19 protein-coding genes are annotated in these 19,849 nt (G+C 57.2%); 3 read left to right on the forward strand and 16 right to left on the reverse strand.

What is annotated here, in order from left to right:
* Positions 1–141: 141 nt before the first annotated feature.
* From EST62_RS12495 to EST62_RS12530, 8 genes are all read right to left on the reverse strand, one after another.
* Positions 142–876, reverse strand: coding sequence for a PEP-CTERM sorting domain-containing protein (locus tag EST62_RS12495; RefSeq protein ID WP_167599354.1), 735 nt, complete (start codon positions 874–876; stop codon positions 142–144).
* Positions 877–1,506: 630 nt separating this feature from the next.
* Positions 1,507–2,664 carry an ABC transporter permease gene (locus EST62_RS12500; protein ID WP_129052399.1) on the reverse strand — a complete coding sequence of 386 codons (1,158 nt, stop codon included), beginning with the start codon at positions 2,662–2,664 and terminating at the stop codon, positions 1,507–1,509.
* A complete protein-coding gene (locus EST62_RS12505; RefSeq protein WP_129052427.1) occupies positions 2,661–3,767 on the reverse strand; it encodes an ABC transporter permease in 1,107 nt (368 codons plus the stop codon). Before EST62_RS12505 ends, EST62_RS12500 begins: the two co-directional genes overlap by 4 nt.
* 378 nt (positions 3,768–4,145) lie before the next feature.
* A complete protein-coding gene (locus tag EST62_RS12510; protein ID WP_129052400.1) occupies positions 4,146–4,889 on the reverse strand; it encodes an ABC transporter ATP-binding protein in 744 nt (247 codons plus the stop codon).
* Complete coding sequence (locus EST62_RS12515) at positions 4,882–5,832, reverse strand: ABC transporter ATP-binding protein (protein WP_129052401.1); 951 nt, start codon at positions 5,830–5,832, stop codon at positions 4,882–4,884. Before EST62_RS12515 ends, EST62_RS12510 begins: the two co-directional genes overlap by 8 nt.
* Positions 5,829–6,752 (reverse strand): HlyD family secretion protein, encoded by a 924-nt coding sequence (locus EST62_RS12520; protein WP_129052402.1) that lies wholly within the window; start codon positions 6,750–6,752, stop codon positions 5,829–5,831. The genes EST62_RS12515 and EST62_RS12520 overlap by 4 nt, the downstream gene beginning before the upstream one ends.
* A gap of 42 nt (positions 6,753–6,794) precedes the next feature.
* Positions 6,795–7,280: a cupin domain-containing protein gene (locus tag EST62_RS12525; RefSeq protein ID WP_129052403.1), complete on the reverse strand. Its 486-nt coding sequence runs from the start codon at positions 7,278–7,280 to the stop codon at positions 6,795–6,797.
* A complete protein-coding gene (locus EST62_RS12530) occupies positions 7,277–8,065 on the reverse strand; it encodes a DUF3298 and DUF4163 domain-containing protein (protein WP_129052404.1) in 789 nt (262 codons plus the stop codon). Before EST62_RS12530 ends, EST62_RS12525 begins: the two co-directional genes overlap by 4 nt.
* 160 nt (positions 8,066–8,225) lie before the next feature.
* Here EST62_RS12530 and lipA point away from each other — a divergent pair, with 160 nt between their 5' ends.
* The 3 genes from lipA (at position 8,226) to EST62_RS12545 (ending at position 10,610) form a co-directional block, all read left to right on the forward strand.
* Positions 8,226–9,098: a lipoyl synthase gene (lipA, locus tag EST62_RS12535; RefSeq protein ID WP_129052405.1), complete on the forward strand. Its 873-nt coding sequence runs from the start codon at positions 8,226–8,228 to the stop codon at positions 9,096–9,098.
* A 19-nt stretch (positions 9,099–9,117) separates the two neighbouring features.
* The gene (locus EST62_RS12540; RefSeq protein WP_129052406.1) at positions 9,118–9,699 is read left to right on the forward strand and encodes a hypothetical protein; all 582 of its coding nucleotides are present in this window, start codon (positions 9,118–9,120) and stop codon (positions 9,697–9,699) included.
* Positions 9,700–9,908: 209 nt separating this feature from the next.
* Entirely contained in the window at positions 9,909–10,610 is a 702-nt protein-coding gene (locus EST62_RS12545) for an SDR family oxidoreductase (RefSeq protein WP_129052407.1), read from the forward strand.
* Between the two features lie 65 nt (positions 10,611–10,675).
* On the opposite strand, the gene EST62_RS12550 is transcribed toward EST62_RS12545, so the two are convergent.
* From EST62_RS12550 to EST62_RS12585, 8 genes are all read right to left on the reverse strand, one after another.
* A complete protein-coding gene (locus EST62_RS12550) occupies positions 10,676–10,888 on the reverse strand; it encodes a YgiT-type zinc finger protein (protein ID WP_129052408.1) in 213 nt (70 codons plus the stop codon).
* Complete coding sequence (locus EST62_RS12555; protein ID WP_129052409.1) at positions 10,885–11,208, reverse strand: DUF4258 domain-containing protein; 324 nt, start codon at positions 11,206–11,208, stop codon at positions 10,885–10,887. The genes EST62_RS12550 and EST62_RS12555 overlap by 4 nt, the downstream gene beginning before the upstream one ends.
* Positions 11,209–11,398: 190 nt before the next feature.
* Complete coding sequence (locus tag EST62_RS12560) at positions 11,399–12,031, reverse strand: leucine-rich repeat domain-containing protein (RefSeq protein WP_129052410.1); 633 nt, start codon at positions 12,029–12,031, stop codon at positions 11,399–11,401.
* Positions 12,028–13,296, reverse strand: coding sequence for a hypothetical protein (locus tag EST62_RS12565; RefSeq protein WP_167599355.1), 1,269 nt, complete (start codon positions 13,294–13,296; stop codon positions 12,028–12,030). Before EST62_RS12565 ends, EST62_RS12560 begins: the two co-directional genes overlap by 4 nt.
* Positions 13,297–13,837: 541 nt before the next feature.
* Positions 13,838–15,373 carry a hypothetical protein gene (locus tag EST62_RS12570; RefSeq protein ID WP_129052412.1) on the reverse strand — a complete coding sequence of 512 codons (1,536 nt, stop codon included), beginning with the start codon at positions 15,371–15,373 and terminating at the stop codon, positions 13,838–13,840.
* A gap of 443 nt (positions 15,374–15,816) precedes the next feature.
* The gene (gene dsbD, locus EST62_RS12575) at positions 15,817–17,667 is read right to left on the reverse strand and encodes a protein-disulfide reductase DsbD (protein WP_129052413.1); all 1,851 of its coding nucleotides are present in this window, start codon (positions 17,665–17,667) and stop codon (positions 15,817–15,819) included.
* A 17-nt stretch (positions 17,668–17,684) separates the two neighbouring features.
* Complete coding sequence (locus tag EST62_RS12580; RefSeq protein ID WP_129052414.1) at positions 17,685–18,566, reverse strand: FAD:protein FMN transferase; 882 nt, start codon at positions 18,564–18,566, stop codon at positions 17,685–17,687.
* 49 nt (positions 18,567–18,615) lie between these two features.
* Entirely contained in the window at positions 18,616–19,830 is a 1,215-nt protein-coding gene (locus EST62_RS12585; RefSeq protein WP_129052415.1) for a DUF3570 domain-containing protein, read from the reverse strand.
* Positions 19,831–19,849: the final 19 nt, after the last annotated feature.

Genomic DNA, 19,849 nt, shown 5'->3' on the forward strand with positions numbered 1-19,849 from the left:
GTCAAGGTCGAGAAATTGAGTATAAAAAGTTGCATTCACAGCAGCTCCAACTCTTCTAAATACCTCGAAGCTCTGCTTCGAGGATCCTTTATTGATTTCGATTTGATTGAAAACCGGTTTTAACTGTGATTGTTGATAAGCTTAAGCGTTGACATCATAATTCTTGTTTAAATTCATCCGAAAGCGCCAAAAAACAATAATCCCTCCAATCCCAACAAGAATGACACTTCCTGGCTCGGGAACAGCTTCTATCTGAACACCATTCAGAGTGCCGATTGTTAAATCATTAACACTCATGCTGAAATTCCCGTCAGAGATTACAACGGGAAGCATAAGCCAGTTTGTGCCTTCTAGTAAACTGGGAGTTAACCCATCGCTCTCTAAATGTATATTGTAACTACCGCCTGTGACGGTAGCGGTCGCTGACAACTCGCTTGGGACATTCAACACTCCTTGTGAGTATATGTAAATATTATATAGCCCTGGCTTTAGGCCTGTTATAGTCATACTGGCATAATAGTCAGCATCACTACTGAGATGTCCTAGCATCAATTTTTTCGTAGGATCGGTGTCAACAATCGCAGACGAAGAAGATGAAACCTGTTTTACTTCACCGCTCACATCAACAGACAGATACGCATTACTCTCATCTCCGTCAGAATATAGAAGCTGAAAAGGATCATAATACGTGTCATTAACCTGATTCCACGTAAGGTTTAACGTTGGATCGGTGTTCACTACACCGCCACCATAGTATATATTCTCCGGAAGACCTCGACCAAACTGTATATTAATTAAAGAAGTCTCAGCGTCAGCCTGATCACTCGCAAAACACATCACGATAAGAACCATCAGTAAAGCAGTCAATCTTTTCATGATCATTTCGATGTTTTAAAGAGTGGTGGTGAAATGGAATGCTTGCAGATTCTGAATAATGACAATCCTTCTATGAATATGAAAATATTAATCAATAATAATCTTATTTACAAGTAAACTGTTATAGATTTATTCAACTTCTGCGCAAATCCATAAATAATATATGCCCATATCTGTACTCGCATATATATCTTCGTGAAAAAGCCGACATAAAAAAATAGTGACTTGCACGTGAGTGGAGAAAAGCCAAAAACTATTGCGTGAGTTATTGATATGACCGCAAGAGTGGCGCTTCTGCTTATATTCATCTTATATGAACATGCTGAAATAGTCCAAGGATGAGAGACTTCGTGAAGGGAGGTGGCGTGAGATATCTACAACAGAGCTAAAGCTTTGATATCGTTGGTTATAACGATAATCATAGCGGGTATGCGTTAGATTTCGCTTGCACTTTTCGACTAAGCTGATTTGTTCATATCATTCACTTTGAAATGTAGTTGATGATAAAAAAAAGCTGATATAGGATAATAGTACATAGTATAACAAATAACTCTAAAAAACGTATAAAGTGAACGCATAGAACTATACACATCGATTTTGAAAACGTATTGGAACTATCGAAAGAAATGTTCAGGCGGAAACTTTCCGATACAGGTTCGCCGCCAGCGTGAGCATCACCACCGCTTCCACCCCCAGAATCCCGAACGGCGCGGCAATGTCCCCAAAATCTGACCCCTTCAGCATCACCCTTCGCATGATGTCAACGAAGTGGCGGACGGGGTTGGCGAGGGTGAGGTTCTGGGCCCAGTGGGGCATACTCTGGATCGGCGTGAACAGGCCGCTGAGCAGGATGAAAATCACGATAAAAAACCAGGCGACAAACATCGCTTGCTGCTGGCTTTCGGTGACGGTTGAAATCAGCAGGCCCATGCCGAGCACCACGAGCAGGTAGATCGCCGCCACGAGGTAGATGACGTAATAATGCCCAAGCATCGGCACGTGGAATCCAAGCCGCGCGATGACGAGGCCGACGGTCAGCTCGCCGAGCGCGATGATCCAGAACGGCAGCAGCTTGCCGGTGATGAACTGCCAGCGCTTGATCGGCGTGACGTTGATCTGGTCGATGGTGCCGATCTCCCGCTCCCGCACTACGTTCATGCCCGACAGGAACAGCCCGATCAGCGTCACCAGCACCACCAGCACGCCCGGAACCATGTAGTCGATATAGACCAGCTCCGGGTTGTACCACCCCCTCGGTCGCATTTCGATCACCGGGCGGACGGCTTGCGCTCCGGCGAGTTGCGGCAGCAGCTCCGGCAGGTCGCGGTTAAAGGCGACCACGATGTCGTTGGCGTAGCCCTGAATGACGCCCGCCGTGAAGCCGTCCTCGGCGTCGATGAGGAGCTGCACCCGCGCGTGGCCGGTGGTCATCATCTCCCGCTCGAAGTCGTTCGGAATCACGAGCACCATCTTCGCCTCGCTGCCGGAGAGCACCTCGATGGCGCTCGACTGCCGGAACGACTCCCCTGTCATCCTGAAATAGCCGGTTGAGGTGAAACGCTTGACGAGCCGATCCGACAGTGCGGTGCGGTCGAAATCCTGCAAGTGGAACGGCACTTCGGGCACGTCGAAGGTAGCCGCGTTGGAGAGAATGATGAGCTGGATGAAGGGCATGATGAATATGATCGGCAGCATCCCCTTGTTGCGGAAAATCTGCAAAAACTCCTTCTGCAGGAGGTAGCCGACGACGGCGAGTGACGCTTTTATCTTTTGGATACGATCCTTCATTGCAACCTCTCGCTGAATTTCCGAACGCTGGCCGCCATGAAAAGCACGGTCATGACTAACAGGATGAGGGTCTCTTTCCAGAGCACGGCGAGGCCTGCGCCCTTGAGCATAATCCCCCGCACGATAACGAGATACCAGCGGGCGGGAATGATGTGGCTGATCGCTTGCAACGGCCACGGCATACTGTGGATCGGAAAGATGAAGCCCGAAAGCAGTACCGTCGGCAGGAGCAGACCGGCGAGCGAAATCATCATCGCCACCTGCTGCGAATTGGTGATGGTGGAGATCATGATGCCGAGCGAGAGGGCGGTCATGATGAAAAGCAGCGACTCGACCAGCAGCAGCGCGATGTTGCCCCGGCACGGCACGCCGAAGACGAAGTAGGCCAGCGACACCACGGTGACAACGTTCACGAACGAGAGCAACAGGTACGGCGCCACCTTGCCGACGATGATCTGCACCGGACGCAGCGAGGAAACGAGAAGCAGCTCCATCGTGCCGCTCTCCTTTTCGCGCGTGATGCTGATGGAGGTCATGAGCGCCGAAACGAGCATCAGGATCATCGCCATCAGCCCCGGTACGAAGAGATAGACGCTCTTGAGCGACGGATTGAACATCATCAGCGGCACCGCCTCGACGCCCGCCTGCCGGGCCGAGCCGTCCTCCTGTTCGGCGAGCCAGTCACGCACCACCGCCTGGGTGTAGCCGGTCACGATGCGCGACACGTTGGGATCGGAACCGTCCGTGACCACCTGCATTTGCGCAACGCCATCCTTTAGCAGCCGCCCGGCGAAGTCCGGCTCGAAGACCACAACCTCGTTCATCCGCCCCGCCGCGAAAGCTGGCGCTATCTCCTTCTCGCTCTGCAAGGTACCAGCAAAGATGAAGGTGCCTGACGAAAAGAGCTTGTCGGTGATCGCCTCGGTTACGGTGTCGTGCGACATATCGAGGATGCCCGTGCGCACTTCGGAGACCTCATTGCGGATCGCGTAGCCGAAGAGCAGCAACTGAAGAATCGGCATCCCGAACAGAATCGCCGCCGTCCGCCGGTCGCGCACGATGTGGAAGAACTCCTTTTTAATAAATGCGATGAACCGTTTCATCATGCTTTATCTGTCATTCATAAGTCTTTGTAGGCTCATCAAAAGAAATTGGGCTAAAGCCCTGATTTATTATGTTTTATCCATTAACCCCGGACTGAAGTCCGGGGCAATTAATTAGAGATTGAATTGCTTTCTGTTCAAGTTTTGTTGCAGACCGCACAATCCAACCCTGTATTCAGGAGGGTTTTAACCCTCCGGACATTCAACACTCTTACATTCATGTTGCCCCGGCTTTCAAGCCGGGGTTTAGGAATAAGGTCATATTTACGTGGGCTTTAGCCCAATTTCTTGTTTCCATTTGATTTCGAGCACCCTTCTAAGAGGGCAGGCGCAAGGCCAGCCCCTACAACAACCCGCCCGATCCCGATTCTTCAACTATCAACTATCCATTCTCTTCGCCGGTCGTGCCAGGCGGATGAACACCTCGTTCATTGTCTCGGCATTGAAGTTCTTCTTCAACTCTTCGGGCGTGTCGAGCGCGGCGATTCGGCCATCGACCATGATCGAGACCCTGTCGCAGTATTCGGCTTCGTCCATGTAGTGCGTGGTGACGAAGACCGTGACGCCGCTGTCGGCGGCCTGATAGATCATGTCCCAGAAGCGCCGCCGCGTGACCGGATCGACGCCACCGGTGGGTTCGTCGAGGAAGATGATCTTCGGTTCGTGCAAGAGCGCTACCGAAAAGGCGAGCTTCTGCTTCCAGCCGAGCGGCAGCGCGGCGAGGTGAGTGTCGGCGGACTCTTGCAGGTCGAGCGATTCGAGCAGTCGCTCCCCTTTTTCGCGAAGTTCCAACGAGCCAAGTCCGTAGATGCCGCCGAAAAAGCGGATGTTTTCGCGCGGGGTCAAATCATCATAGAGCGAAAAGCGCTGGCTCATGTAGCCGATGCTACGCCGGATCGATTCGGTCTGCTTGTAAACATCAAAGCCCGCCACGGTCGCTTCGCCGGAGGTGGGGGCGAGCAGGCCAGTGAGCATCTTCATGGCGGTGGTTTTGCCCGCTCCGTTGGCTCCGAGGAAGCCGAAGATTTCGCCAGCCAATACGCTGAACGAAATCTCGTCAACCGCCGTAAAGCTGCCGAACCTGCGGGTCAGCTTCTCCGTCTGGATCACAGCCTCAGCCATTGTCGCCCTTCCCTGCTTCCGATTGCGCCGGTTGCTCTTCCATCAGCGCCATGAAGGTGTCCTCGATGCCCGGCTCGATTCGCTCGACCGTCACGTCGTCGAATCCCCGCGACCGGAGCCACGCGGCCAGCTCGGAAGGGTCGGCAGCGTTACGCGCATCCGTACAATGCACCGAGCTGCCGAAGGCGTAGGCCGACCGGGCGTGTTCGTAGCTGCGCAGAGCCCGGATGAGCTTGTGGCGGTCGCGTGCCTGCACGGCGAAGAGCGAGCGCGTGAAAAGCTTCGTGATGCCTTGCGGCGTGTCGATGGCGAGCATCCGCCCCTCCTGCATGAAGGCGACGCGGTCGCAAAGCGTGGCTTCGTCCATGTAAGGCGTCGAGACGAGGATGGTGATGCCCTGCGCTTTGAGCCGCTGGAGCATCTGCCAGAACTCCTGGCGCGAAACGGCGTCAACGCCGGTGGTTGGCTCGTCGAGCAGCAAGAGTTCCGGGCGGTGCACCAAGGCACAGCAGAGGGCGAGCTTCTGCTTCATACCGCCGGAGAGCTGCCCGGCGCGGCGCGTGCGGAAGGGTTCGAGCTGTACGTAGATGTCGCGGATGAGGTCGTAGTTCTCCTCGACGGTCGCGCCGAAAACGGTGGCGAAAAAGTTCAGATTCTCCTCGACGCTGAGGTCCTGGTAGAGCGAAAACCGGCCCGGCATGTAGCCGATGCGCGTCCGGATTTCGCGGTATCCGGCCACCGTGTCGAGGCCGAGCATCGTCGCCTTGCCGCTGTCGGGCACGAGCAGCGTGGCGAGGATGCGCAAGAACGTGGTTTTGCCCGCGCCGTCGGCCCCGATCAGGCCGAACAGCTCGGCTTCGGCAACCGACAGGCTCGCCTCGCGGAGCGCCTCGACCGTGCCGAATTGCTTGCAAAGCCGCTCTGTCTGAATCGCCGGACTCATTTCCCGTCTTTGGCGATGAAACGGATTTCGCCCGGCATTCCGATCTTGAGCACCCCGTCCGGATTTTCGACCAGCACCTTGACCGCATAGACCATGTTGACGCGGTCTTCGCGCGTCTGGATGATCCTGGGCGTGAACTCGGCTTTCGACGAAATCCAGGTGACGGCGCCGGTCAGGCGCTTGCTCGCGGCCCTCTCTTCGTCGAAGAGCACCTCGACCTTCTGGCCGATGTTGAGCTGCGAAAGCTGCGTTTCGGAGATCCAGACGCGCAGGAACATCGTGCCGGTGTCGGCGATCCGGTAGAGCGGCTTGCCGTAGCTCACTACTTCGCCCGGCTCGGCGTAGTTTGCCAGCACAACCCCCCTGGCCGGATTGCGCACGACCGCTTTGGTGATCTGGTCGTCGAGCCTGTCGATCTGCGCCCGCACCGCTTTGGCCTGGGAGTCGATGGACGGAATTTTTGAATCGACCGCGCTGATCTGCTGATCGATGACGCGGGCCTGATCCTGAACCGCTTCGAGCTGTCTGGAGGGTACGGCTCCCTCTTTGACCAGCCGCGTGTAGCGGTCGAGATCGCGCTGAATGTTGCGACGCTGCTGGCGATAAACGTTGGCTTCGGCGACGACCGACGGCTTCTGCTCGACCAGCGCCCGGAGCTGGGCACGAAGCTGCTGGCGGTCGAGCGCGAGCTGGGTGGTATCGGCCACGGCGACCGCCTGGCCCTTTTCGAGCCGCAATCCCTCATCGACGTCGTAGCGGATCAGCTTTCCGGAGGCTTCGGATGAAACGACAATCTCGGTCGCCTCGAAGTTGCCATAGCCGTCGGAGCGGTCGTTGCGCCCGCATCCCGAAAGGGCGAGAACGCCGAGACTCAGGATTGCGATCAACCGTCGTCCGTATCTGCTGTTAAGGAGATTCATGGCATTCACATGTTGCTGGTTTCAACCCTCTTTGACGACGAGTCAGGGCTTCGGGCTGTCCGCCTTGATGACGTTCGGCACGCCCTTGAATCCGGCGTAAAACACCACAAGACTTGCGGTCTCTTTTCCGGTGTTGGTGCCGTTGTGCATGAGGTTCAGCACCTCGATGATAGGCTCCCCTTTCACGAACTTTTTCTCGACGCCGTTCTCCGTTTTTACCGTCAGCTCCCCTTCGATCATCCAGGCATAGACCGGCACGGGGTGTTTGTGCCAGCCGGTCGAGCTGCCGGGCGGCATGTGCACGATGAGCGCCGTCACCTCCGGCATTTCTCCTTCGGGATACGACAGCGGCTGCCCGGCGTAGTTGGTCGAGGTGACCTCAAGCGTTTCAACCTTTGCCTGGGCGTAGTCGCGTGCGAAGGTTGAGGCCGGGCAGACGGTCAGCAGCGCCATCCACAAAATCGGCAGAAACAGGAATCGCGATTGCCTTTTCTTTTTCGCTTTAGCTCCAGAGTCCGGATGCATCATGGCTTCATCGGTTTGAGTTCTGGCAAGGGTTTGAGAATCGCTTGCAGCTCGTCGAAGGAGAGATCGACGGTGATCTGGCCCGCCGAATAGGGGGCGATTTCGTACTGGTTGTAAAGGAAACGGAGGCCGGAACCGGTGATCGCAAAGTTGTCGTTATGAGCGATTTTGTCCTCGAACAGTCCCCCTTTTTCGCTGTTGAGCGGCTCGGTTTCCGACAATCCCCGCATCTGGCGGAATCGGCGTTCGATCAGCTTGTCGAGCGTTGCCTCGAATCCCGGCGCAAAAATGTCGGTCAGACCGAGCTGCTTGCCGGTTGCGGTTTCGAACACGAGGTATTGCGCGACCGTCATGCCGTGAGCGCCGCCGGTGAAGGCGTAGGTCAACATCGAGACCGTCACCATGCCTCGGCGGTCGAGCAGCACTTCACCAGAAGTTACCGATTGCCACGGCCATGAGTGCGCCTGCTTGTCTTTCATCAGCTCCTCGCACTCTTTGATAAAGGCGCTGGCCGCCTCCTCGACAGTCGCCACCGCCGGTTGCGACTCTGGTGAAGGGGTTCGGCTGATAACGGTTTTAAGGATTGCCGCATTGATGACGTCGCCCGCTTTCGAGCGCTCGAACACCGGATAGTCGCATTTCCAGTACGTTTCGGCATTGACGAGCGAGCGCTGCTCGTAACTGTACAGCCCGAAACTCAGCGGGCAGGCGGCCGATTTTGCCGAAGCAATCGCGGGCAGCATCGCCACGGCTGCAAAAACCATAAAAACAGCGAAGAGCCTTTTCATGATCGAAGGGATGATTGGTGAAGTGGAACGGTTCACTTCAACAATGTACCGATTTTCTCCAATCTCCGTCCATCTCGCCCATTTTGTCCATGGCAGGGCATAATGCTTGCGAATGGCTATATTCATGAAATTTTGTTCAACCTCAGCCCGACATTGCCGCATGAACTCCGGCCCCGGAAAGAAACCCGACTGGCTCAAGATCAAACTCGGCACCGACTCGTCGTTCGCCTCGACGAAGAAGCTGCTGAACCGTCACAGCCTGCACACGGTGTGCCGCTCGGCGATGTGCCCGAACCTGCACGAGTGCTGGTCGAAAGGCACGGCGACCTTCCTCCTGCTCGGCAACGTCTGCACCCGCGCGTGCCGCTTCTGCGCGGTCGGCACCGAGCGCCGTCCGGCGTTGCCCGATCCGGAGGAGCCGGTAAAGATTGCCGATGCGGTCAAAACGATGAAGCTCCGGCACGCCGTCCTGACCAGCGTCAACCGCGACGATCTGGACGACGGCGGCGCGTCGCACTGGGTCGAGACCATCCGGGCGATTCGTGAGGTCAATCCCGGCGTGAGCATCGAGTGCCTCATTCCCGATTTCCAGGGTGATGAACAGGCGCTCAACACGGTGATGCAGGAGCGTCCGGAAGTGCTGAATCACAACATCGAAACCGTGCCGTCACGCTACGCCGCCGTGCGCCCGCAGGCATCCTACAAGCGCTCACTTGCGGTGATCGAGCGGGCGAAGCGCCAGTTCCGGCTCGCCACCAAATCGGGCATGATGGTCGGCATGGGCGAAACGGCGGCGGAGGTCGAAACCGCGTTGCGCGATTTGCGTCGGCACGGCTGCGACATGGTCACCATCGGCCAGTACCTGCAACCGACCGCCGCGCATCTGCCGGTGAGCCGCTACGTGACGCCCGAGGAGTTCGAGCGGTACCGCGAAATCGCGCTCCATGCCGGATTCCGCCACGTGCAGTCCGGCCCGTTCGTGCGCAGTTCATACCACGCCGAGGCGTTCGAGCCGGTCGAAGAATTTTCCTGAACCAAAACCTCAACGATCAATGGATACCATTCCAGCGCCGCTGCAAATCTACATCTACTGGGCCATCGCCATCATTATCGGCGTGGTGTTTTTCCGCAAGGACATCACCGCTCCAGAGCCGCCATACGACGCGCGGCGTATCGGCCTCATCATCTTTTCGGTGGTGATTCTCGCCCTGAATGCCTACATCTACACCAACTCGACCACCGATGGCGGGCGTATTCTCGACGGCTGGAGTGTCCTTATTTTCAGCGTCGGCAACGGCATTGCCGAAACCTTCATGTTTTACGCCGTGTTCCGTCTCGGCCAGTCGCTCATCGGCAAAGTCACCGACAACCAGTGGGCGGGCTTCATCGTCGGATTTCTCTTTTTCATGATTTACAGCGGCCTGATTCACGGTCTTTTCTGGCTGAACATCCTTCCGGAGCACGTCGTGCAGACCAGCTCTTTCAAGCCCTTTTTCATGCCGATCCAGCTCATGATCGCCCTGAGCTGGGCGCTCGCCTTCTTCTGGTACCGCGACCTGCGCACCGTCTTCGTGCTGCACGCGCTGGTTGACCTGACCATGATTATGAACGTGAAGTTCTCGATGTTTCCATAAATCATTGTTCATTGCTGAAGCGATAAAACTCTTAAACAATTGCCCCGGACTTTAGTCCGGGGTATGCGAATAAAACAATAAATACAAGGGCTTTAGCCCAATTTCTTGTTTTAAAGCCGTTGGGGAGTTATCGTCGCTGGAGCAATAATAGCGGTCCCGACTGGTCGGAACCGCCCTCCTTTAGAAGAAGAAAAAACTGACACATTCCGATGAAACCACCATTCAACGGCACCGTCCTGGTCGCGGGCGCGACTGGCAGAACCGGCCGACTCGTCGTGCGGCGGCTTCAGGCGCACGGCATCGACTTCCGGCTTTTCGTGCAGTCAGGCGAAAAAGCGATGGAGCTGTTCGGCCCTGAAATCGTGGATCGGCTTGTCATCGGCTCGGTGCTCAGCGAAGAGGAGGTCGAGGCCGCCGTCCGGAGTATCGACGCCGTCATCTGCGCCATCGGCGGCAACGTGATGAACCCCGAAGCACCTCCGCCGTCGGCCATCGACCGCGACGGCGTGATCCGCCTCGCCACGGCGGCAAAAGCGGCGGGCGTTGGGAGCTTCGTGCTCATCAGCTCCCTCGGCGTCACCCATCCCGAACACCCGCTCAACAAGTACGGCCGTGTGCTCGACATGAAGCTCGCCGGAGAAGAGGCCGTCCGAAAGCTCTACGGAGAAGCGGAATTCCGCCACACCATCCTCCGCCCCGGCGGCCTCCTCGACGGCTCGGCTTTCCGGCACGAACTACGTTTCGACACCGGCGACCGCATCAGCGGCTCGATTTCTCGCGGCGACGTCGCCGAAGCTGCCGTGATTTCGCTCTGGCATCCGAAGGCGGGGAACAAGACCTTCGAGCTTATCAAGGCTGGAGAAGATGAGGTGGCGCAGACTTCGCTGGAGAGGTTTTTCGAGGGGTTGTGAAAATGGGGGAATACAAACGATACCAGTGTGGGGCAGAAAATAAACAGCTTTCCCTTTAACTTTTTCTACGCCGTCTTGGAAAACCTTTGCGTCTGTTCTTCTACCGCCTTGACTAACGCCTGCATTGAATCGACCTCTTTTTCTTCAAAGTATGATTCACCGCATTGCGGGCATACCCACGCAGGAATTTCGTCAAGACTCAAGTGAATGCCGTTTCTGTCAATGTGAAACGGCACAGTGCCTTTCTTCATTTCAGCCTGGCAGTACATGCATTTCATGGTTTTCTCCTGGATTTAAAATCATCGATCCATTGATTCGTATCTGGAATATAAGCAGTAATCACGGCCAGATATTCGTCTTTCGGTGAGCACACAATGTGCAAGGCCCTGTCACCCTCACCATATCCGAGCATGAGACAGCTATGCCCTCTTGCATCTTGCGGATAATCTTCGATGATTTCACCTTCAAAGATGGCTTTCCTGATTTCTGCAGTGCTTATCATCCGATCAGGACGCATCATCTGTCTCGACGCATGAGGCAGAAAAAGGATTTTTTCCGCCGCTTTGTTCCTGACCAGTGTCAAGAGTTCCTGATTCATTGATCGGAGCTGAGCAGATGGTTGGATTGGCTGAGTCGCAGGTTTCGTAAATCTGAATCTGCCGGGACAATTTCATTGCTTGAAATGTACAAAAAATGTGGTGACACACGCCATTTGCCGACCTTCAAATTCCCCATGAGGTAGTAGCAGCAGACAAGCACAGGGGCTTGTCCGTGCGAAATGCGGAGTCTCACCCAACCACCTCAACATCAGGCCGAGCCTTCCGCAATCGCCCTATCGCCGCTTCATCCACGTCAAGCCGCTGTACGACGACTCGCCTCAACGCGGGCATTTCCGCGAGCGCGGAGAGGTCTGTAACGCGCGTGGCTCGCAGGTCGAGAGCTACGAGCGACGGATGGTGGCGTAGGGCAGAAATATCGGCGACGGGGGTGTGGGCTATGTCGAGTTCTTGCAGCGTCGAGATCGAGGCCAGCGGCGCGAGGTCGGCGACGCGCGTGTGTCGCAGCCGCAGAATGGCGAGGCCGGGCAGACCGACGAGCGGCGTGAGGTCGGCGACTCGCGTGAAGCTGAGGTCGAGGGTGTGCAGCTCTTGATGATTTTCCACTCCGTCGAGCGAACGCACGTTCTGTTCTGGAATTTCGACAACGGCCAGGTGCGAGCAGTTGCGCAGCACCGACAAGTCGAGCAGAGCGCCTCCGGGCGATTCGTGGGGGTTGGTTAGCCGGATCCGCAGTACGCGCAGTTCTGGCAGTTCGCCCAACGGATCGAGCGTCACAACCGGGGCGTTGACCAGGTCGATCACTTTGGCGCCAGGCGGAAATCGCTGACCGGCGAACAGGATCGTTGAGGCTTGTTCGGTCATGGATAGACGTTCCGGTAGTGGTCGTGGAGCCAGTCCACGAGCCGACGGTCTCGCGCGGCATCGCCCAACAAGCCTCCGTAGGCGGCCATGGCTGCGTCAACGGCGAGGCTCACACCTGCGGCGATCTCGTCGGCTGTGGAGAGGAACGGCCCCATGGGCATGACGTTTGGCACGTTCGGGACGTTGCGCTTGGCAATGCTCATCGCCCGGACGATGCTCTCCGATGTGGTGATGTCGAGCCGGGTGACTTCGGGCGGCGAAACCATCTGCTCGTGCAGCGTCAGATCCATCAGCGGCGAGACTTCGAGCATCCGGGCGACCGTCGCTCCGTCAAGGGGCGTGCCGTCCAACTGGTTGCGGCGAACATCCTTGATGAGACTGTCGAAGTCCGAAGCCGCATCCCACGCTTTTCGATAGTACTGCACCCCACCGGCTCTGATCTGCTCCTCGGTGGTGAGGGGCGCCCCGGAGCTGGTGAGTCCGGGGGTAAATGTCTGGCCGACATAACTGCTTATGCCCCAGGTTCGCCGGGGAAGCTCCTCGAAGTGCGCCGCATTGTTGACTTTTATCGCCTCTTCGGCGGCCTCGAAGCCGGGGGTGCCGTAGTAGCCGTGATCGTCGATTCTGGAATCGGCAAGGTGAGCCGCCTCGTGGAGGAGCGTAACCTTCGAGCGCGGCGTGAGCGGATCGGAGACAACCCTTGAGAGCAGATGGATGTGCTGATCGCCGAAACTGGCCCACCCGCCGAGGAAGGTCTCCTGCGCATCGAGGTTGTAATCGGTGCTGATACGATGCGCGATGTCGGCGCTTATGGCGACGAGCTTGTTGTTAATCAGCCGATATCCGGCCTGCGCATTACTCCACTCGGTGGGGCCGAACACCGCGCGGAGTCCCGCCTCGTCAGTCGAAACGGTCTGCGCCGTGGCAGCCGCGTCCTGCATGGCGGTGGCGAGATCGGCGCGGTCGGCGGGATTTGGCGTGGTGTAGGCGTCCCGGACCGAGTGGTACACCATTGTCCGGTCGGCTGGATCGATGTAGCGTTCGTAGGCCGCCTGGTCGAGCTGACCCGGGAACGGAAATATTTCGTCCATCACCACGCCGATGTCGGTCGCGCTGGTGGCGGAGTTGAGCCGCCCCTCGCGGTGCATCCGTTCGAGCAATCGGCGAACACGCGTATGCACGACAGACTCGTCAACCGTGCCGGACGAGAGTATCGCCTGAAGATCAGCCGACGGCGGCACACGCCATTTAGCATCCGACGGCACCCGGCTCACGCCGCCGAATGCGCGGCCACTGCTGATACTCTCAACTCTCGCCCCCGGCTTTGGCCCTCGCGATGCCTGGATGGTTGGAGCTGTTTCACTCGTCGCGCCCGGAACCGTTTGCGAAGTCTCGGACTGTCTTTGAAAAAACGAGTCGGCTCCACGACTCGGCGTAAAAAATGATCGACCCGGATTAGCAGATTTTACTGCTGCGCTCTGTGAACCAGACTTCGATTTCCTTGCGAATGTACCCATCAGCAATCTCCTTTCGGTTTTTTCCGGCGTCAATCAGCCTGCCGGTCGGCTTCATTGGCGGGTGTTACGACGCGAAGCACAACGGCCTGGGCTGTCAGAAAACTCTTGCGAAACAATCATATAAATAATGTAAGAAAAGTTTGAACAACAGCTTCTGCCCGATCCGGGCCGGAATTTCATGCAACAGCAAGATGCACAGCTCCGGTAACTCGCCACAACGCCCGGATTGAGAAAACGCTTCACTCATTGCTGAAGCCGCTCCGCGAGAAATTGTGACGCGCGTGGCCGGTCATGGCCAAACTTTTTCGTAATGGTCGTGGAGCCAGAATAAAAGCTTGAGGTCCCGGTTGGGATCACCCAATAAGCTACCATGAGCTTTCAGGGCTGAATTGGCCGCAATGATAACACCCTGGTCTTCTAAGAGAAATTGAAGCAACTTTTGCGGCGGCAGCGGCGACATAATCTGATCTTTTGACAACTTTGCGACGTGATCGCCAGCCATATGAACCTCCCTTGCGATGCTTTCGGCCGTGGTAACGTCAAGCAGAGTGATTTCCGGTGGCCAGCCCCACTGCTCATGCAGCGTCAGATCCATCAACTGCGACAGTTCGTGCAATCGCGTATCCATTTTTGCCTCCGACCACCACCCCTTGTCGAATCTCTTGCCATTCAACTGCTCCTTGCGAACATCCCGGAGCATATCCTGAACCATGACGGCAGAGTGCCACGCCATTCTGAAGTAGTTCACCGCTTTTTGCCTGATTTTTTCCTCGGCTGTCAGGCTCTTGCCCGAATTCGAGAGACCGGGTGTAAAGGTCTTGCCCTTGTAGGCGCTTACTCCCCAGTAGCGCTTCGGCAGCTCTTCATAGTGCGCGGCATTGTTGATCTTGGTTTCTGCCGCCGCTGTATCGAATCCCGGTTTATCGTCATAGACGTAGTCCTTGATATTGGAGTTGACAAGGTGAGCCGCCTCGTGGATGAACGTTGCCTTCGAACTTGTCGCAAGAGGTTCGGTGACAATTTTCGCCCTCACATGCAGCACCCCATTTGACGCCCATCCGGAAACAAACGCCTCCCTGGCGTCGAGGTTATAGTCGGTGGTGATTTTCGATTCAATGTTGAAAGCCAGCTCGCTCAGCCGCTTCTGTATCGCCAGGTAGTTTTGATGCGCCGTAATGACGTAGATGTAACCCAGCCATTCGGAGCCCTCAGTTACACCGAACACCTCCTTGAGACCATCGACGTCCTGTGCTGCTACCGCTGCTGTGCCTGCTGCCGCCAGAAGCCCCAGCTTCAGCTTGTCACGGTGCTCTTTGTGAGGAGTGATGATTGCTTCGCGGACGGTTTGGTACACCATTGTACGGTCGGCGGGGTTGATATAGCGCTCGTATGCCGACTGGTCGATCTGACCCGGTAATGGAAAAATATCCTTCATCACACGGTCGAGATCGGTATCGAGATCACTCTGGGCATTGCAGGTCAAAGAGTAAAGCCGCCCTTCGCGGTTCATGCGCTCAAGCAGCTTGCGAACTCGCGAAAGGACGACAGCATCGTTGACGCTCCCCACGCTCAGCATATTCTGAAGTTCAGCCGATGACGGAACGCGCAACCTCGCCCCTGACGGAGGGCGTGTCGATTCGCTGAAGTCGAGACGGCTCAGGCGTTTATCCGCCTTCATCTCCGAGCCTGGCTTCTGATCTTCAGGTTGCTTCTTGAAGAATGGATCGGGCGTATGGCTTTGGTTAAAAAATGGTTGGCTGGACTTTGCGGAAGCAGGTTGAGCCGCCTGTCGGCTGACTTGCGTTTTCTTTGCGAATGAGCGCATGGATTATTTCACTTCAATTTTTCTTGTGCGAAGCCGGTATCGAGTACAGCAAAATCCGTCTGCGAATCAATGAGGCAAAGCGAGGAGTGACTACGAGCTGGATTGACGGTTTGTGACATCCGTGAGGAACGGGGAGGGGCATGACTTTTTGGAGCTATTGTCGATACTGCTGCAAATAAAGTACAAAAAGCATTTAACTCCTTTACCAAGAAAAAGATAGCAGTTTTTTCGGCAGGGTGTTTTTTATTGATATTTCAACTGTTTGCCGAAAAAAATCCCAAAGTTGGCATACCAAATAAAAAGCAAGAACAACACCTCCCGTCTGTCGCTCTGCATAAAGCAAAAGGGCGGCCCCGACAAGTCAGAACCGCCCCATCATTCCAACTCCCTTTTCGTCAACTTTTCGTCATCTCTTCTTCAATTCATCATTCATAACTCATCATTCATAATTTCCCCAAGTGCCCCAGAAACTCTCCGGCTTCCACAAAGCCGACGATCCGGTTCTCCTTCTGCTCCTGGCCTGACTGGTCGAAAAAGATGATGCCGGGAGGGCCGAAGAGGTTGAAGCGTTTCATCAGCGCCTTGTCGTCGGCGTTGTTTGCGGTCACGTCCACCTGCAAGAGCGTGACGCCGGAGAGGGCTTGGCGAACCTTCGGGTCGCTGAAGGTGAACTGCTCCAGCTCCTTGCACGAAACGCACCAGTCTGCGTAAAAATCGAGCATCACCGGCTTGCCCGCCGAGGCTTGCAGTTCGCGGTCAAGCTCCTCGATAGAGCGGATTCTTTTGAAGGCGAGATGCTCCTCGTCGGGCGCGAGCGTCGCGGAGGAGCCACGCAGGCCCGACAGCGGTTCGAGCGCATTCGTACCGCCCGACGCGGCTCCGCCGAGCTCCATGACGCCGATGATAAAGAGCACGAGGCCGAGCGCTTTGGTGAACTTGCCGCCAATCGTGAGCTTTTCGGAGGGCGGGCCGAACACTCCGGCAAAGACCGAAGAGAGGATGCCGAGTGCGCCCCAGGCGACCATCAGCGCCTGCGGAGGCAGCACCGGAGTGACCATCCAGATGGCCACAGCGATCAGCAAGAGGCCGAAGACGTACTTGACGCCGATCATCCACGCCCCGGCTTTCGGCAACAGGCTTCCGGCGGAGAGGCCGATCAGGAGCAGCGGCACGCTCATGCCCATCGCCATCGAGAACAGCGCCAGGCCGCCGATGAACACATCCTTGGTCTGGCTGATATAGACCAGCGTTCCGGCGAGTGGCGCGGCAACGCAGGGGCCGACGATCAGGGCCGAAACAGCGCCCATCAGAAACACTCCGGCGAATTTGCCGCCCTTGAGCTTGCTGGTGGTTTTGTTCAGGCTTGTTTGCAGTGAGGCGGGCATCTGGAGTTCATAAACGTCGAACATCGAGAGCGCAAGCGCCACGAGCAAGAGGCTGAACAGCACCAGCACCCACGGTTTCTGAAGCGCTCCGGCAAGTCCCTCGCCCGCAAGGCCCGCGGCCACGCCAAGCGAAGTATAGACCAGCGCCATGCCGAGGCAGTAGGCCAGCGCCATGAGGAAGCTTTTGGTTTTGGTCGTCTCCCCTTCGCCGACGATGATCGATGAAAGAATCGGCACCATCGGCAGCACGCAGGGGGTAAACGAGAGCAGAAGGCCGAAGAGCAGGAACGCGGCGGAAATCTTCCACCAGCTTCCGCTTTCGAGCGTCGATTGGGCGAGCGACAGGTCGTTCTTGCCACCCGATTTTTCCGCTGCCGCCGGAGCTGGCGCGGCGGGAGCCAGCGCGAGCGACAGGCCTGCCGTGTCTGCGCCATCCGCTCCGGCGGCAACGGCGAGCGCGCCCGGCTTTGACGGATCGACCAGGAAGGCCGTGGAGATCGGCGGATAGCATAGCCCATCTTCGGAGCACCCCTGGTACTCGACGTTCACGGTGAATGGCGCTGATGCCTGCTTGACCGGAACTTCGACCGTCAGCTCGTCGTGATAGATCACCTGCTTTTCGCCGGTCGTGGGGTCGGTGAAAAGGATGCCTTCGGGAAACACCGGATTGCCGAGACTCGCCTGCCCGCCCGATGCGCTCACCTTGATCTGGTCACGGTAGAGCTTGTACGATTTGGCGATCTTCCAGTGAATGGCTATGGCGTTTTTTGCCGTCAGTTCGGCTCTCGGCACGAATGCCTGTTCGGGATCGAGAAAGTCCGCAGCCATGCTGCTCGCGCTTCGGATGAGCATGATGAGCAGCACGGTGAGAGCCGAGATCAGGCGTCGAGGGGTTGATTTTTTTATCATATTTTTTCAGTGTTGGTTCAGTGGTTGTAAAACATTCTGCCCGACTGATCGACAGTCAGATAGCTGAATCCCGAACGCTTCAGATAGGTCAGTCCTTCGGCTTCCAGCAGCATGGCGACCGTGGCGCAGCTCCCCGCCGTCGTCGCGAGTGGCGCGAGCACCGTGACCGAGCGCCAGAAGCTCACCGGCCAGCCCGTCTTCGGGTTGACGATGTGGCAATATCGCCGCCCCGCCGACTCGAAATAGCGCTCGTAATCGCCACTGGTCGCAATCGCACCGGAACTGACCGGTATCGAGGCGATCGTGCCGCCGGGGTTGCGCGGGTCGCGGATGCCGATACTCCACGGCTCACCGCCGGGTTTGGGGCCGATCACGCGGATGTCGCCGCCGAGATTGACGTAGCCATGCTTCGCGCCGTGCTCGGCGAGCAGCTCGGCGGCAGCATCGGCGGCGTACTCCTTGCCGATGCCGCCGAAGTCGAGCTGCATTCCCTCATCCGGCAACCGCACGGCGCTTCCCTGCCGCTCAACGCGGCTCCAGCCGACCAGCTTCAGCAACGGCAGGAGCGCTTCCGGCGGAGGTACTTCGGCGCGGTCGAAATTCCACGCCTGCCGCAAGACGCCGGAGGTTATGTCAAACACGCCGCCGCTGCTTCGGGACACCGCATCGGCGTAATCGAGGAGCGCCGTCGTCTCTTCATCGCACTCGACCCACGCCTTTCCGGCGGAATCGTTGATCCGCGATACCACGCTCTCTGGCTGGTATCGCGAATATTTCCGTTCGATGCGGGCGACCTCCACGATGCCGAGCGCGGCGAGCGCTTTCGACTCTTTTTTCGCGGTACCGGCGAGCACGATTTCGCCGCCGCCGCCCATCGCCCTGAATTCAAATCGTTGCATAAGGGACGAAATTACATCAAGATCGGCATTTTTCTCTCCGCCGTCAATCTTAAAACTTGCGCGACAGGCCGACCTGGATGCTTCTGAAATCGAACGTCGGGATGCCGGGGTCGCCGGGGCCGTTGATGCCCCAGTTGTAGCGCTGCTCTGAGTGCTCGTACTTCACGTCGGCGCTCCAGCTCCGCCCAAGCTCTTTGGCGACCTTCACGCCGTAACTGAACGCGCCGAAAGCCGATAGCCGCTGATCCTCCGAATAGTACTCCATGCCGTCCGTCGGGGTTGGTTTTCGCGGATCGTCGCCGGTCGGCACGTAGAAGCTGGCGGCGCTTTGCGAATAGTACCGCACCATTGGCGTAATTTCCCAACCATGCGGCAACGGCTGGCCGTACTCCGCCGTAAACGTGTGCGCCTCGATGCCGAAAGTGTCGGTGTAGTAGCGGTACGCAAGCCTCGCCGTGCCATCCGGGCCGTCGAAGTGGTGGTTCAGGCGGGTCATGAGAGTGAACATCCGCCGCTTGCCTGGCCTTGCGTCAGGATCCTTGTAGGGATCGCTGTAATAACCGTTTCCGTGCGTGTAGGTGGCGGTCAGTTGCATGATGTCGTTTTGCGACAGAACCTGCGTCACGCCGAACAGCCCGGAGACGACGCGCTTGCGCCCCGGCGTGTCGCTCCGCTTCGAGTCCACGACGTTCGACTTGTTCAGAAAAACCGTGTCGCTGCTGTAGGCCGTTCCGAGGCTGAAGGTGGTGTTCCTGCTCTCGGTCGAAAGGGTGCCGTTCAGTGAAATGCCGCGCGAAATGTAGTCGGACTCCTGCGAATAGCTCGCTCCGGCGGTGAGCGTACCTCGCGAAAAGTAGCGGGTGACGGCGAGATCACCGACGTATCGCAGATCGCCCGAAGCGCCGGAGGTGGTATCTTTTTTGCTGTCCGGCGGAAATCCCCAGCCATGGTAGGCTGGCGACGCGCCGGTGACCGAATCTTCGATGAAGGTCGTCGCGATCGACCACTTGCCCGCAATCGGCACAACGGTCATGAGCGACAGCGCATTGACCGTTGTGCGATCCTTCGACATGCCCGCCGTAAAGCTTGTATCACCCGTCTGGCGGTCGTGATAGTTCAGATATTTCAGGCTGACGACCCCCTCTTCGGGAGCCGCGTCGGCCAGAGCATTTTTCGCTGATGGCAGCAGCATGGCGGCGCTGGCGAGGATGGAGCCGAGAACTCTGGCTTTTCTGTTCGATTTTTTCCCTTGAGTCGATTGCATCAGCAGCGAAACCGTTATT

Origin of the sequence: Chlorobaculum sp. 24CR, assembly GCF_004118635.1 — a bacterium.
GTDB lineage: Bacteria > Bacteroidota > Chlorobiia > Chlorobiales > Chlorobiaceae > Chlorobaculum.

What these genes read in the sequence shown, in the direction of transcription:
- EST62_RS12530 (WP_129052404.1), bottom strand. Translation starts at nt 8,065, where the DNA reads ATGAAAAGGCTCTTCGCTGTTTTTATGGTTTTTGCAGCCGTGGCGATG.
- EST62_RS12580 (WP_129052414.1), bottom strand. Translation starts at nt 18,566, where the DNA reads ATGCAACGATTTGAATTCAGGGCGATGGGCGGCGGCGGCGAAATCGTG.
- EST62_RS12550 (WP_129052408.1), bottom strand. Translation starts at nt 10,888, where the DNA reads ATGAAATGCATGTACTGCCAGGCTGAAATGAAGAAAGGCACTGTGCCG.
- EST62_RS12510 (WP_129052400.1), bottom strand. Translation starts at nt 4,889, where the DNA reads ATGGCTGAGGCTGTGATCCAGACGGAGAAGCTGACCCGCAGGTTCGGC.
- EST62_RS12560 (WP_129052410.1), bottom strand. Translation starts at nt 12,031, where the DNA reads ATGACCGAACAAGCCTCAACGATCCTGTTCGCCGGTCAGCGATTTCCG.
- EST62_RS12520 (WP_129052402.1), bottom strand. Translation starts at nt 6,752, where the DNA reads ATGAATCTCCTTAACAGCAGATACGGACGACGGTTGATCGCAATCCTG.
- EST62_RS12500 (WP_129052399.1), bottom strand. Translation starts at nt 2,664, where the DNA reads ATGAAGGATCGTATCCAAAAGATAAAAGCGTCACTCGCCGTCGTCGGC.
- dsbD (WP_129052413.1), bottom strand. Translation starts at nt 17,667, where the DNA reads ATGATAAAAAAATCAACCCCTCGACGCCTGATCTCGGCTCTCACCGTG.
- EST62_RS12540 (WP_129052406.1), top strand. Translation starts at nt 9,118, where the DNA reads ATGGATACCATTCCAGCGCCGCTGCAAATCTACATCTACTGGGCCATC.
- EST62_RS12515 (WP_129052401.1), bottom strand. Translation starts at nt 5,832, where the DNA reads ATGAGTCCGGCGATTCAGACAGAGCGGCTTTGCAAGCAATTCGGCACG.
- EST62_RS12495 (WP_167599354.1), bottom strand. Translation starts at nt 876, where the DNA reads ATGAAAAGATTGACTGCTTTACTGATGGTTCTTATCGTGATGTGTTTT.
- lipA (WP_129052405.1), top strand. Translation starts at nt 8,226, where the DNA reads ATGAACTCCGGCCCCGGAAAGAAACCCGACTGGCTCAAGATCAAACTC.
- EST62_RS12570 (WP_129052412.1), bottom strand. Translation starts at nt 15,373, where the DNA reads ATGCGCTCATTCGCAAAGAAAACGCAAGTCAGCCGACAGGCGGCTCAA.
- EST62_RS12555 (WP_129052409.1), bottom strand. Translation starts at nt 11,208, where the DNA reads ATGAATCAGGAACTCTTGACACTGGTCAGGAACAAAGCGGCGGAAAAA.
- EST62_RS12545 (WP_129052407.1), top strand. Translation starts at nt 9,909, where the DNA reads ATGAAACCACCATTCAACGGCACCGTCCTGGTCGCGGGCGCGACTGGC.
- EST62_RS12585 (WP_129052415.1), bottom strand. Translation starts at nt 19,830, where the DNA reads ATGCAATCGACTCAAGGGAAAAAATCGAACAGAAAAGCCAGAGTTCTC.
- EST62_RS12525 (WP_129052403.1), bottom strand. Translation starts at nt 7,280, where the DNA reads ATGATGCATCCGGACTCTGGAGCTAAAGCGAAAAAGAAAAGGCAATCG.
- EST62_RS12505 (WP_129052427.1), bottom strand. Translation starts at nt 3,767, where the DNA reads ATGAAACGGTTCATCGCATTTATTAAAAAGGAGTTCTTCCACATCGTG.